Origin of the sequence: Paracoccus sp. (in: a-proteobacteria) (assembly GCF_030538655.1) — a bacterium.
GTDB lineage: Bacteria > Pseudomonadota > Alphaproteobacteria > Rhodobacterales > Rhodobacteraceae > Paracoccus.
Map to the genome: position 1 here is coordinate 1 of NZ_JAUNTO010000003.1, position 13,535 is coordinate 13,535.

Genomic DNA, 13,535 nt, shown 5'->3' on the forward strand with positions numbered 1-13,535 from the left:
CCGCCCCAAGGGCAAGTACGCTTGCGCCGGTCAGTTGCAGCAGGTTGCGGCGGTTCAAAATCGTGCGGTCCATGGCTGGTCCTTTCTGGTTCTGTCTTGTGGGGCAAGATAGGTGATGGGCATTGTTCGGATTAGACGCGAAGAATTACTTACGGTTATGCGGGCGATTCATGAATGGCGCCGTCGCAAGGGGGCCAGCCCCCATCGCCGTTCCGGCGATTCCCCCGGGATATTTTTAAACGAAAGACCGGCTGGAGCGCTTGGCAGAACCCGCGCAGCGGGTGATAAGGCAACATGGAGATGGCCACCTATATCACTGCCTTTGTCACGCTGTTCGTGGTGATCGACCCGATCGGGTTATTACCTTTGTTCATCGCACTGACCGGCGGGATGAGCGTGGCGCAGCGGCGACGGATCGCCTGGCGGGCGCTGGCGGTGGCGGCGGGGTTGCTGACGCTGTTCGGGCTGGTCGGCGAGGCGATTTTGACTGGCATCGGCATTTCCATCCCGGCATTCCGCATCGCGGGCGGCGTGCTGTTGTTTCTGACCGCCGTGGACATGCTGTTCCAGCGCCGCACCGAGCGCCGCGAGGAACAGGCGCAGGGCAGTGGCGACGAGCTGCCTGATCCTTCGGTGTTTCCGCTGGCCACGCCACTGATCGCTGGACCGGGCGCGCTGGCCACGATGATTCTGCTGGTCGGGCAAGGTCAGGGGCCGCTGCACACGGCGATGATTCTGCTGGTGATGCTGGCGGTTCTGGCCATCATGCACATTCTGTTCGAAATGGCGACGCCGCTGGCCCATGCGCTTGGGCGGACCGGGGTTATGGTGATTACGCGACTGATGGGTATGTTGCTGACCGCGCTGGCGATTCAGTTCATTATCGACGGGCTGAAAGGTTCGGGGTTGTTCGGTTAGGCATTGATGGCATGACAGCATGGATCGACGCCATCACCGGCACGCCCGAGGGGGCGCGGGTTGCCTCGATTCTGGCGATTTCGGCGGCGTTTCTGCACGCGGTGTTCGGGGCGCTGCAAAAGGGGCGGCATGATCCCTGGATCAGCCGCGCGGTCATCGACATCTTTTACGGGCTGATCGCCCTGCCCTTTGCGCTGTTCGTGGTGCCGTGGCCGCAGCCGCATCTGTGGCCGATTCTGGCAGGGGTGATGGTGATCCACATCGCCTATAAGCTGGCGCAGGCGCAATCCTATCAGCGCGGCGCCTATACCGTCGTCTATCCCGTCGCACGTGGCACCGCGCCGCTGTTTGCCATCATCGCCGCCACCGCCCTGTTTGGCGAGCGTTACAGCCCCGCGCAATGGAGCGGCGTGTTTTTGCTGGTGGCCGCGATCTTTGGCCTTGGGATCTGGAACATGCGGCGGCTGGATGTGGGGCGCGAAACCTTGATGCCTGCCTTGGGCTGGGCGGTGGCGACCGGCGGGATGATCGCGGTTTACACCACCTATGACGCCTGGGGTATCCGGCAGGCAGCCGACCCGTTCACCTTTCTGGCGTGGTTTTTCCTGCTGGATTCGCTGTTCATGCCGCTGGTGATGCATCGCCGCTTGCGGGCGTTGCCGCAGGCCGAGTGGCGGCCGCTGGCGTTGCGCGGGATCACCGGCGCATTCGTCGCCTTTGCCAGCTTCGGCTCGATCATGCTGGCCACGCGGATCGACGATGTGGGCCGTGCCGCCGTGCTGCGCGAAACCTCGACCCTGTTCGCGGCCCTTGTCGGCTGGCTTTTCCTGCGCGAAAAGGTCGGGCCGGTGCGCATGGCACTGATGGCGGGCATCGCGGCGGGCGCGGTGATCGTGGAATTCGCGGACTGACGAAAGAAGGATGAACCGATGAACGAACGCTTTCCATGGCTGAAAGGCGCGCTGGAATGGGGGCCGCTGATCCTGTTTCTGGTCGTGTTCATGCTGTTGCGCGACAGGACGGTAGTTTTGTGGGGCAACCAATATTCCGGTTTCATCGTCGCCACGCTGCTGTTCATTCCCGTGCTGGTGGCCTCGACGCTGGCACTGTGGCGGCTGACCGGGCATCTGTCGGCAATGCAGATCGTCACGCTGGTGCTGGTGCTGGTGTTCGGCGGGCTGTCGGTCTGGCTGAACGATCCGCGCTTTTTCAAGATGAAGCCGACGATCGTCTATCTGCTGTTCGCGGGCCTGCTGGGTTACAGCCTGATGGCGGGCAAGAACTGGTTGGGCGCGGTGATGTCGGCGGGGCTGAAAATGCAGCCCGAGGGCTGGCGCATCCTGACACAGCGCATGGTGGGGGCCTTTGTCGGCATGGCGGTGCTGAACGAAATCGTCTGGCGCACCATGTCGGAAACGACATGGGTCTGGTTCAAGACCTTTGGCCTGACGGCGATTCTGTTCGTATTCATCATGGCCAATGCGAGCCTGTTCAGCCGCTATGCCCTTAAGGACGATCAGCCGGGCGGGGGTGCCTAGCGTTCCAGAATCATCCGCCGGCCCTCGATACTGACGCGGGCAAAGCCGGACAGATAGGACATGCCCATCAGCGACACCCCCATATCGGCGCCGTTGACCTGCGCGGCCACGCCCCTGTCGGTGATCGGGCCGATGGTCAGCCGCTCGATCCGCACCGGGGCGCTGTCCACCGGACCATTCGCTGTCATGGCGCGCTGCGTATAGGCCAGCGCGCCGGTGTCGAACCCGGCGCGGCGGGCATCGCGCGGCGACAGCACAAGCTGGCTGGCCCCGGTGTCGATCATAAAGTGGATCGGGGCACCGTTCACGTCGGCCTGAATGTGGAAATGGCCATCACGGCCCATCGGCAGTTCGATCCGCGCGCCGTCACCCGATACCTGCGCGGCATATTGCCGATCCTGCCACCAGCTTGCCCCGGCGGCGACCAGTGCGAACAGCATCGCCCATGTTGCCGCCTGCCGCAACGCCTGACGGCGGCGGCCCGCGCCCTCGAACACGATGGCACCGCCGATGAACACCAGCAGCAGGCCCAGATAGACCAGCCGCCCCCAATCCTCTGTCAGCAAATCGCTCATGTCCGGCAGATGGCCTGTGTGGCTGCCCAGTGCAAGAGGCAGCGCCGGATCATTCCAGCCGCATCGCGGCCACGATCGGGCCAGGCAGACCCTGCGGCAACACCTGCTGAACCAGCACGGCATTGCGGGTGTCGCGCGGCAGATCGGGCTGCGCCTCGCGCCCCGGCGACACGCTCAGCCGCAGCGGCTGGCGACCGTCCCAGTCGGCCAGCTTGTGCAGGCTGACCACGACGTTGCGATAGGTGATGGTGCGCCCGTGATTTTCGCCCGCCGTGATCGTCACCTGGCGTTCGGGGACATAGCCGACCAGTTGCACGGCAAAGGGACCGGACAGATCGGACAACGGCTGGAATTCCAGCAGCAGCCGCGCGCCGTCGCGCTGCGGCACCACGGTCAGCATGGCGGGGCTGGCGCGGTGCATATCGACCAGCGCCATCAGATCCGCCGGACGCAGCGTCAGCAGCGTATCCTGCCCGTCCACAATCACCTGCGGCGTATAGACCGAGCGTTCGCCCGCCGCCGCTGCATAGTTTTTCTGGCGCTGCGTGAACTGCGGACGGGCAAAGCTGTCGGCCCAGCCCAGATAATTCCAGTAATCGACGTTGAAGGTCAGCGGCAGCACATCGGGCTGACGCACCAGTTCGGCCATCATCGCATCGGCGGGCGGGCAGTTGGAACACCCCTGCGAGGTGAACAGCTCGACCACCACCGGCAGGCGCGACAGGGGCAGCATCCCCGCCGCAGGCACCGCCCCGCCCCCGGCAAACAGCGCGTTCTGCCCCGACGGGTCGCCTGCCCCGATCACCGGCGGCGGGTCAGAGGCACCGATCACCGGCACCGCAGGCTGCGGATGCACAGGTTCTGGCAGGTTGATCGCGCCACTCAGCACTTCTTCGATGGCGCGGCCAAGGGCGTCGGATGGCTCGATCCGTGCAGAATCGGCGGCCGATACGGTTTCCGCCCGCATGACGCCGGGTATCAACGCCAACACGCCCGCCAGCAGCGCAGCCGCCATCGTGCCGCGCCATGTCTGCCCGCGTGCTTGCCTGTGCCCTGTCATGATTCCCACCTGCGTCATCCCGTCAGTGATAGGGTTTTTTCGCCGCCTGCACCAAATCAACCGTTTGTTAAACACATGTCACCGTGCCCCTTGAGCAACAGCGCGGAACAGTGTATGCGATTGCATACCAAATGGCCGAGCCTTGCTTACCCCGTTCCCATGGGGCAATCAGGGCGGGTGCAGCCGAACCCATCATGATGCAGACAGGGAGGCCCCGATGCCCATCGTCACCGGAACCGACACCGCGAAAACCCGCCGCAAGCTGAGCGCAGGCGGCAAGGATATTTCCTATTACTCGATCCCCGCCGCGACCCAAGCGGGCCTGGGCGATTTTTCGAAACTGCCCGCCAGCCTCAAGGTTGTGCTGGAAAACATGCTCCGCTTTGAAGACGGCGGGCGCACGGTTTCCGTGGACGACATCAAGGCATTCGCCGAATGGGCGGAAAAAGGCGGCAAGAACCCGCGCGAGATCGCCTATCGCCCGGCCCGCGTCTTGATGCAGGATTTCACCGGCGTTCCGGCGGTCGTGGACCTTGCCGCGATGCGCGACGGGATCAAGAACCTTGGCGGCGACCCGCAGAAAATCAACCCGCTGAACCCGGTTGATCTGGTCATCGACCACTCGGTCATGATCGACGAATTCGGCACGCCGCGCGCGTTTCAGCGCAACGTGGAACTGGAATATGAGCGGAACCTGGAACGCTACACCTTCCTGAAATGGGGTCAAAAGGCGTTCAACAACTTCCGCGTGGTGCCGCCCGGCACCGGCATCTGCCATCAGGTGAACCTTGAATACCTGTCGCAGACCGTCTGGACCGACACCGATCAGTCGGGCGAAACGGTCGCCTACCCCGATACGCTGGTCGGCACCGACTCGCATACGACGATGGTCAACGGCCTTGCTGTTCTGGGCTGGGGCGTCGGCGGGATCGAGGCCGAGGCCGCGATGCTGGGTCAGCCGATTTCCATGCTGATCCCTGAGGTTGTCGGCTTTAAAATCACCGGCGCGCTGCGCGAAGGCGTAACTGCCACCGATCTGGTGCTGAAGGTCGTGCAAATGCTGCGCGCCCATGGCGTGGTGAACAAATTCGTCGAGTTCTATGGCGAGGGGCTGGATCACATGCCGCTGGCCGACCGCGCGACCATCGCCAACATGGCCCCGGAATATGGCGCGACCTGCGGCTTTTTCCCGATCGACAACGAAACCCTGCGCTATCTGCGCCAGACCGGCCGCGACGAAGACCGTATCGCGCTGGTCGAGGCTTATGCCAAGGAAAACGGTTTCTGGCGCGGTGCCGATTACGCGCCGGTTTACACCAGCACGCTGGAACTGGATCAGGGCGATGTGGTGCCCGCGATTTCCGGCCCGAAACGCCCACAGGATCACGTCCCGCTGACCGATTCGGCCTATGAGTTCAGCAAATATATTTGCGGCACCCGCAAGCAGCCGGAACCCGCCCGCCGCGACATCAAGGAGTGGAACGACGAAGGCGGCGCACCAGCCCCCGACCACCTGCCCGGCCATCTGGACGGCTATGCCTCGGGCGCGGTCGAGGGTGAGGGCTATAAGCTGCACGACGGTTCCGTTGTGATCGCCTCGATCACGTCCTGCACCAACACCTCGAACCCCTATGTGCTGATGGCCGCCGGTCTGGTCGCCCGCAAGGCGCGCGCCCTGGGCCTGAACCGCAAGCCGTGGGTAAAAACCTCGCTGGCGCCGGGATCGCAGGTGGTCGAGGAATACCTGAAAGCCGCTGGCCTTCAGGAAGATCTGGACGCGCTTGGCTTTAACCTTGTCGGTTTCGGCTGCACGACCTGCATCGGCAACTCTGGCCCGCTGGAACCCGCGATCAGCAAGTCGATCAACGACAACGATCTGGTTGCCGTCTCGGTCCTGTCGGGGAACCGCAACTTTGAGGGCCGGATTTCGCCCGACGTGCGCGCCAACTATCTGGCCTCGCCCCCGCTTGTCGTGGCCTATGCGATTGCCGGTGACATGAACATCGACCTGACCAGCGAACCGCTGGCCTATACGCCCGAAGGCAAGGCCGTGTTCCTGAAAGACATCTGGCCGACCAGCAAAGAGGTCGCCGATCTGGTCGATACCATCGTCACCCGCGAAATGTTCCAGGCGAAATACGCCGATGTGTTCAAGGGCGACGAGCGTTGGCAGGCGGTGGAAACCACCGACAGCGAGACCTATGACTGGCCTGCGGCCTCGACCTATATCCAGAACCCGCCCTATTTCCAGGGCATGGGCAAGGATAAAGGCGCGATCCACAATATCGACAGGGCACGGGTTCTGGCCCTGCTGGGCGACATGATTACCACCGACCACATCTCGCCCGCTGGTTCGTTCAAGGCCGAAACGCCCGCCGGACGCTATCTGACCGAACGGCAGGTCGCGCCGCGTGATTTCAACAGCTATGGTTCGCGTCGCGGCAACCACGAGATCATGATGCGCGGCACCTTTGCCAATATCCGCATCAAGAACGAGATGCTGGACGGCGTCGAGGGCGGCTATTCCAAAGGCCCCGACGGCAAGCAGGCGGCGATCTATGACGCGGCGATGGCCTATCAGGATGCGGGCGTGCCGCTGGTCGTCATCGGCGGTCAGGAATACGGTGCCGGTTCGTCGCGTGACTGGGCCGCCAAAGGCACCAATCTACTGGGCATCAAGGCCGTGATCGCCGAATCGTTCGAGCGTATCCACCGTTCCAACCTGGTCGGCATGGGTGTCATCCCATTCGAGTTCACCGGCGGCGACAACCGCAAATCGCTGAACCTGACCGGCGACGAGGTGATCTCGATCAGCGGTCTGGCCGGTGATTTCAAACCCCTGTCGCTGGTTCCGGCGACGATCACCTATGCCGATGGCACGGTGAAGGAAATCCAGCTGAAAGCCCGCGTCGATACCGAGGTCGAGATTGAATATCTCGAAAACGGCGGCGTGCTGCATTACGTGCTGCGCAATCTGGCCGCGTCCTGATCGCGCGCTGACACGATAAGGAAAGCCCCGGCCCGCCGGGGCTTTTTCGTTTGGTCATCGCGGCAAACATGTCGAAAACTCTTGCGGCATCGTCTGAGCGTTCGCCAGCCGCCAGCCGCCAGCCGCCAGCCTGGACATCGGGCGATTGGATCAGCGGTTCAACAAGCGTGAACATCGCCACGGGCCGCAACAAGGCAACCGCAAACGCGCCGCGCGTTATCAGCCCCATATCACCCCGCCTCTGGTTTGCCCTTCATCAGCGCGCTTGAATCTACGGCTGATGCCGGGCCACCACCTGTCAGCTCCGGCGGGCCGCATTGTAAGGATGATACGATTTTGCACAGAAGCTGCGCTTTGCCTGACGGGAGCTGCTTGCGCAAAGAGCATGTGGCGATGGCGACCTGCTGCGGCCCGATCATCAATAAATTTCGTTTGAAGAAATAGATATTCTTGTTAAGCAATGAATATGCTTCTATCCGCGGAGGGAGACCATAATGTGCGGTATCGTTGGACTTTTCCTCAAAAACGAGGATCTGCGCCCCAAACTGGGGGACATGCTGACCGATATGCTGATTACCATGACGGACCGTGGCCCCGACAGCGCAGGGATCGCGATCTATGGCAATGATGGTAACGGACTGAAAATGACCATTCAGTCCGACACGCCGGCCGAAACATTCGCGGGGTTGGACAAGACACTTTCGGCGGCACTGGAAGGCCATGTCACGATGCGCATCGTCGATACCCATGCGGTGCTGAGCTTGCCCGAAGGGACCGAACCCGCAGCCCGTGCCTTTCTGAACGAAAAAGGCATCCGGGTGATGGGCACCGGGCACAGCATGGAAATCTTTAAGGAAGTGGGTCTACCCAAGGATGTGGCAGAGCGGTTCCATCTGCGCCGGATGACCGGCAGCCATGGCATAGGCCACACCCGCATGGCCACCGAAAGCGCGGTGACGACCCTGGGCGCGCATCCGTTTTCGACCGGCGACGATCAGTGTCTGGTGCATAACGGATCGCTGTCCAACCACAACCAGATGCGCCGCAAGCTGGCGCAAAAGGGTTTTGCGCCGCAGACCCAGAACGATACCGAGGTCGCGGCCTGCTATATCTCGTCGCGGCTGGCCGAAGGGGCCAGTCTGGGCGAGGCGCTGGAAGGCACGCTCAGCGATCTGGACGGCTTTTTCACCTTTGTCGTGGGGACAAAAAACGGCTTTGGCGTGGTCCGTGACCCAATTGCCTGCAAACCCGCCGTCATGGCCGAAACCGACGACTACGTTGCCTTTGGCAGTGAATACCGGGCGCTGGTCAACCTGCCGGGGATCGAGACCGCCCACGTGTGGGAACCCGAACCTGCCACCGTTTATTTCTGGGAACGTTGAGATGCAGACCATCGACATGGCCACCACCGATCTGCGCGCGCTGAACAGCACATTGCAGGCGCAGGCGAACGAAACCAACCAGACCGAATGGACCATCGAAAACCCGCGCGGTGCCCATGCGCTGGCGGTGGGACTGGATGCGCCGATCACTGTCACGGTCAAAGGCTCGACCGGCTATTACTGCGCCGGGATGAACAAACAGGCGACGGTCCTTGTGACCGGCTCGGCCGGGCCGGGCGTGGCCGAGAACATGATGTCGGGCACCGTCGTGATCGACGGCGATGCCAGCCAATATGCGGGCGCGACCGGGCAAGGCGGGTTGCTGGTCATCAAGGGCAATGCCTCCAGCCGCTGCGGTATCTCGATGAAGGGCATCGACATCGTGGTGCACGGCAATATCGGCCACATGTCGGCCTTTATGGCGCAGTCGGGCAATCTGGTGGTGCTGGGTGATGCGGGTGATGCACTGGGTGACAGCCTGTATGAAGCCCGGCTGTTCGTGCGCGGCAATGTCAAATCGCTTGGCGCGGATTGCATCGAAAAAGAGATGCGCCCCGAACATCTCGAAATTCTGCGTGATCTGCTGGAACGCGCCGGGGCCGATGCCCGCCCCGAGGATTTCAAACGCTATGGCTCGGCCCGCAAACTTTACAACTTCCACGTCGATCACGCCGGCGATTACTGAGGATCAGGCAATGGAACAGACACCACACACGACGCCGCGCAAGAGCTGGACCTTTAGCGAGCAGACCAATTCCGAAATCCGCCGCGCTGCCGCGACCGGGATCTATGACATCCGCGGCGGTGGCGCAAAGCGGCGGGTGCCGCATTTCGATGACCTGCTGTTTCTGGGGGCCTCGATCAGCCGCTATCCGCTGGAAGGCTATCGTGAAAAATGTGATACTTCGGTCACGCTAGGCACGCGGTTTGCGAAAAAACCGATCGAGCTGAAAATCCCCGTCACCATCGCCGGCATGTCCTTTGGCGCACTGTCCGGCCCCGCGAAAGAGGCCTTGGGGCGCGGTGCGACGCTGGCGGGCACCTCGACCACCACCGGCGACGGCGGCATGACGAACGAAGAACGCGGCCATTCCGAAAAGCTGGTCTATCAATACCTGCCCTCGCGCTATGGTATGAACCCCGACGACCTGCGCCGTGCCGATGCAATTGAAATCGTCGTCGGCCAGGGCGCAAAACCCGGCGGCGGCGGGATGTTGCTGGGCCAAAAGATCACCAAGCGGGTGGCACAGATGCGCAACCTGCCTGTCGGCATCGATCAACGCTCGGCCTGTCGGCACCCGGACTGGACCGGCCCAGATGATCTGGAAATCAAGATCCTCGAAATCCGCGAGATTACCGGCTGGGAAAAGCCGATTTATATCAAGATCGGCGGCGCGCGGCCCTATTATGACACGGCGCTGGCGGTCAAGGCCGGGGCGGATGTCGTGGTTCTGGATGGAATGCAGGGCGGCACGGCGGCGACGCAGGATGTGTTCATCGAACATGTCGGGCAGCCGACGCTGGCCTGTATCCGCCCGGCGGTGAAGGCGCTGCAAGACCTTGGGATGCACCGCAAGGTGCAACTGGTTGTCTCGGGCGGCATCCGCAACGGGGCCGATGTGGCCAAGGCGCTGGCGCTTGGTGCCGATGCGGTGGCCATTGGCACGGCGGCGCTGATTGCCTTGGGTGAGAACGATCCGAAATGGGGCGCGGAATATGCCGCCCTTGGCACCACCGCCGAGGCCTATGACGACTGGCACGAAGGTCGTGATCCGGCGGGCATCACCACGCAAGACCCGGAATTGATGAAACGCCTTGATCCGGTCGAAGCCGGGCGCCGTCTGCGCAACTATCTGTCGGTGCTGACGCTGGAATGTCAGACCATCGCCCGTGCCTGCGGCAAAAGCCATGTCCACAACCTTGAACCCGAAGACCTGTGCGCGCTGACCATCGAGGCCGCCGCCATGGCAGGGGTTCCGCTGGCCGGCACGAACTGGATTCCAGGCCAGAGCGGATTTTGAGCGATCACACCCGAGGGCGAGGCCATGAACCCCGCCCCGGTCTCACATCCTTGCAGGGAATAACGACGATGATCGACCTTTCGGATTACGCCCGCGAACATGGCGTCAAGTATTTCATGGTCACCTTTACTGACCTGTTTGGCAGCCAGCGCGCCAAGCTGGTTCCCGCACAGGCGATTGCCGACATGCAGCAGGACGGAGCAGGCTTTGCCGGTTTTGCGACCTGGCTGGACCTGACCCCGGCGCATCCCGACATGCTGGCGCGGCCGGACGCAGCCTCGGTCATTCAACTGCCGTGGAAAAAGGATGTGGCATGGCTGGCGTCGAACTGTGTGATGAGCGGGAATGGCCCTCTGCAACAGGCACCGCGCAATGTTCTGACCCGCCTGACTGCCGAGGCCGCCGATCTGGGGCTGGAGGTCAAGACCGGCGTCGAACCCGAGTTTTTCCTGCTGACCCCCGAGGGGATGGAAATATCGGATGCCGCCGATACCGCCGTCAAACCCTGCTATGACCAGCAGGCGATCATGCGCCGTTATGATGTGATTGCGGAAATCTGCGATTACATGCTGGAACTGGGCTGGGAACCCTATCAGAACGACCACGAAGACGCGAACGGCCAGTTCGAAATGAACTGGAAATTCGACACGGCGCTGGCCACTGCCGACAAGCATTCGTTCTTCAAGTTCATGGTCCGCTCGGTCGCGGAAAAGCACGGATTACGGGCCACTTTCATGCCCAAGCCGATTATGGGGCTGACCGGAAACGGGTGCCACGCGCATATCTCGGTCTGGACCAAGGATGGCACGAACGCCTTTTCCGATGACAGCAAGGAATTGTCGCTGTCGGATGACGGGCGGCACTTTCTGGGCGGGATCATGAAACATGCCTCGGCGCTGGCAGCGATCACCAATCCGACGGTGAACAGCTATAAGCGTATCAACGCCCCGCGCACGGTTTCGGGTGCGACATGGGCGCCGAATTCCGTAACATGGACCGGCAATAACCGCACCCATATGGTGCGCGTCCCCGGCCCCGGCAGGTTCGAATTGCGCCTGCCCGATGGCGCGGCAAACCCCTATCTGTTGCAGGCGATCATCATTGCAGCGGGCCTTTCCGGGATGAGCAGCAAGGCCGATCCCGGCCCGCGTTCCGACATCGACATGTATGCGCAAGGCCATACCGTCACCGATGCGCCGAAACTGCCGCTGAACCTGTTGGATGCGATCCGCGCCTATGACGAGGATTCCGAGCTGAAGGCCGCGATGGGGGATGATTTTTCAACCGCTTATATCAAAATGAAACGGCAGGAATGGAATGCCTATTGCGCCCATCTTTCGCAATGGGAACGCGACAACACGCTGGACATCTGACGTTTGTCATGACCATCGCCCGCCGCCGCAGTGTGCTGTGGCGGCATTTTTTATGCCGACATATCCCAATGCGGCGAATCGCGGCTGATGGATCAGCGGCCGAGCGACATCCATGATGCTACCATTGCCTGCACCGCTGCGTGTTCTTTGATCTCGTGACGCCCAAGCCGCGACAGAATCGGCGCAAAAATGGCAAAAATTGTTCTCTACAAGAAAAAATATTGACTGACACGGCGATTGTCGCTCCATTGAGATATAAGAACGGGCCAAAGGCCATCTCATAGAAACAGGGAGCTTCAAGATGACGCACCGCGTCGCCGTGATCGGCGCCGGGCCTTCCGGCCTTGCCCAACTTCGTGCTTTCCAGTCCGCCGCCCGCAAGGGTGCCGCCATTCCTGAAATCGTCTGTTTCGAAAAGCAATCGAATTGGGGTGGGTTGTGGAATTACACTTGGCGCACCGGCGTCGATGAGCATGGCGAGCCGGTGCATGGCTCGATGTATCGCTATTTGTGGACCAACGGCCCGAAAGAGGGGTTGGAGTTTGCCGATTATCCGTTCGAGGAACATTTCGGCAAACAGATTGCATCCTATCCGCCGCGCGCCGTGATGATGGACTATATCGAAGGCCGGGTAAAAAAGGCCGGTGTGCGCGACTGGATCCGGTTTAACAGCGTGGTGCGCTGGATCGAATACGACCGCGAGGCACAGGATTTCACCATCACCGTGCACGATATGAAAAAGGATCGCGTCTATAAAGAACGGTTTGACCATGTGATCGTGGCCTCCGGGCATTTCTCCAGCCCGAACGTGCCGGAATATCCCGGCTTCGATCAGTTTTATGGACGTATCGTTCACGCTCATGATTTTCGCGACGCGCGCGAATTTTCTGGTCAGGATGTGCTGGTTGTCGGCTCGTCCTATTCCGCCGAGGACATCGGGTCGCAATGTTGGAAATACGGCGCCAAGACCGTCACATCCTGTTATCGCAGCGCGCCGATGGGGTTCAACTGGCCCGAAAACTGGGAAGAAAAGCAAGGGCTGGTCAAGGTCGAGGGGAAGACCGCGTTCTTTCGGGATGGGAGCTCAAAGCATATCGACGCGATCATTCTTTGCACCGGCTATCGCCATTATTTCCCGTTCCTGCCCGATAACCTGCGGCTGAAAACGGCGAACCGGCTGGCGACGGCGGATCTGTATAAGGGAGTCGTCTATGTCCACAACCCGCGCATGTTCTATCTGGGGATGCAGGATCAGTGGTTCACCTTCAATATGTTCGATGCGCAGGCATGGTATGTGCGCGACATCATTCTGGGCCGGATCGAGGTTCCCGCCGACAAACAGGTGATGATGGCCGATGTGGCCGAACGCGAGGCGCGCGAGGAGGCCAGCGACGATGTGAAATATGCGATCAGCTATCAGGGTGATTACGTCAAAGAGCTGATTGCCGACACCGATTATCCCAGCTTTGATGTGGATGGTGCCTGTAAAGCTTTCTTTGAATGGAAAAAGCACAAGGCCCAGGACATCATGGCGTTTCGCAACAACTGTTATCGGTCGGTCATCACCGGGACGATGGCTCCGGCCCATCATACGCCGTGGAAGGATGCGCTGGACGACAGCATGGCGACCTATCTGCAAAACTGAGTGTCAGGGGCGGCAACCCGCTGCCCTTGCCGTT

General features: G+C 61.5%; 11 protein-coding genes. 9 read left to right on the forward strand and 2 right to left on the reverse strand.

Features of this window, described 5'->3' with window-relative positions:
* Positions 1–294: 294 nt before the first annotated feature.
* From Q4G22_RS02940 to Q4G22_RS02950, 3 genes are read left to right on the forward strand one after another with little or no spacing between them, the layout of a single operon-like run.
* Complete coding sequence (locus Q4G22_RS02940; RefSeq protein WP_303384403.1) at positions 295–918, forward strand: MarC family protein; 624 nt, start codon at positions 295–297, stop codon at positions 916–918.
* Between the two features lie 11 nt (positions 919–929).
* The gene (locus tag Q4G22_RS02945) at positions 930–1,829 is read left to right on the forward strand and encodes a DMT family transporter (protein ID WP_303384404.1); all 900 of its coding nucleotides are present in this window, start codon (positions 930–932) and stop codon (positions 1,827–1,829) included.
* Between the two features lie 18 nt (positions 1,830–1,847).
* Complete coding sequence (locus Q4G22_RS02950) at positions 1,848–2,456, forward strand: inner membrane-spanning protein YciB (RefSeq protein ID WP_303384405.1); 609 nt, start codon at positions 1,848–1,850, stop codon at positions 2,454–2,456.
* Here the strand turns inward: Q4G22_RS02950 and Q4G22_RS02955 are convergent.
* Positions 2,453–3,031 (reverse strand): TIGR02281 family clan AA aspartic protease, encoded by a 579-nt coding sequence (locus Q4G22_RS02955; protein ID WP_303384406.1) that lies wholly within the window; start codon positions 3,029–3,031, stop codon positions 2,453–2,455. The two genes, Q4G22_RS02950 and Q4G22_RS02955, sit on opposite strands and share 4 nt — an antisense overlap.
* Before the next feature lie 49 nt (positions 3,032–3,080).
* Complete coding sequence (locus Q4G22_RS02960) at positions 3,081–4,091, reverse strand: thioredoxin family protein (protein ID WP_303384407.1); 1,011 nt, start codon at positions 4,089–4,091, stop codon at positions 3,081–3,083.
* A 217-nt stretch (positions 4,092–4,308) separates the two neighbouring features.
* On the opposite strand from Q4G22_RS02960, the gene acnA reads away from it, so the two are divergent.
* The 6 genes from acnA to Q4G22_RS02990 all read left to right on the forward strand — a co-directional run bounded on the left by acnA (position 4,309) and on the right by Q4G22_RS02990 (position 13,501).
* Positions 4,309–7,080 (forward strand): aconitate hydratase AcnA, encoded by a 2,772-nt coding sequence (gene acnA, locus Q4G22_RS02965; protein WP_303384408.1) that lies wholly within the window; start codon positions 4,309–4,311, stop codon positions 7,078–7,080.
* A 494-nt stretch (positions 7,081–7,574) separates the two neighbouring features.
* Positions 7,575–8,462 carry a glutamine amidotransferase family protein gene (locus Q4G22_RS02970; protein WP_303384409.1) on the forward strand — a complete coding sequence of 296 codons (888 nt, stop codon included), beginning with the start codon at positions 7,575–7,577 and terminating at the stop codon, positions 8,460–8,462.
* Position 8,463: 1 nt separating this feature from the next.
* Entirely contained in the window at positions 8,464–9,147 is a 684-nt protein-coding gene (locus Q4G22_RS02975; protein ID WP_303384410.1) for a GXGXG domain-containing protein, read from the forward strand.
* A gap of 10 nt (positions 9,148–9,157) precedes the next feature.
* Positions 9,158–10,483: an FMN-binding glutamate synthase family protein gene (locus Q4G22_RS02980; protein WP_303384411.1), complete on the forward strand. Its 1,326-nt coding sequence runs from the start codon at positions 9,158–9,160 to the stop codon at positions 10,481–10,483.
* Positions 10,484–10,551: 68 nt separating this feature from the next.
* Positions 10,552–11,856 (forward strand): type III glutamate--ammonia ligase, encoded by a 1,305-nt coding sequence (gene glnT, locus Q4G22_RS02985; protein WP_303384412.1) that lies wholly within the window; start codon positions 10,552–10,554, stop codon positions 11,854–11,856.
* Positions 11,857–12,157: 301 nt separating this feature from the next.
* The gene (locus tag Q4G22_RS02990) at positions 12,158–13,501 is read left to right on the forward strand and encodes an NAD(P)-binding domain-containing protein (protein ID WP_303384413.1); all 1,344 of its coding nucleotides are present in this window, start codon (positions 12,158–12,160) and stop codon (positions 13,499–13,501) included.
* The last annotated feature ends 34 nt before the right edge of the window (positions 13,502–13,535 follow it).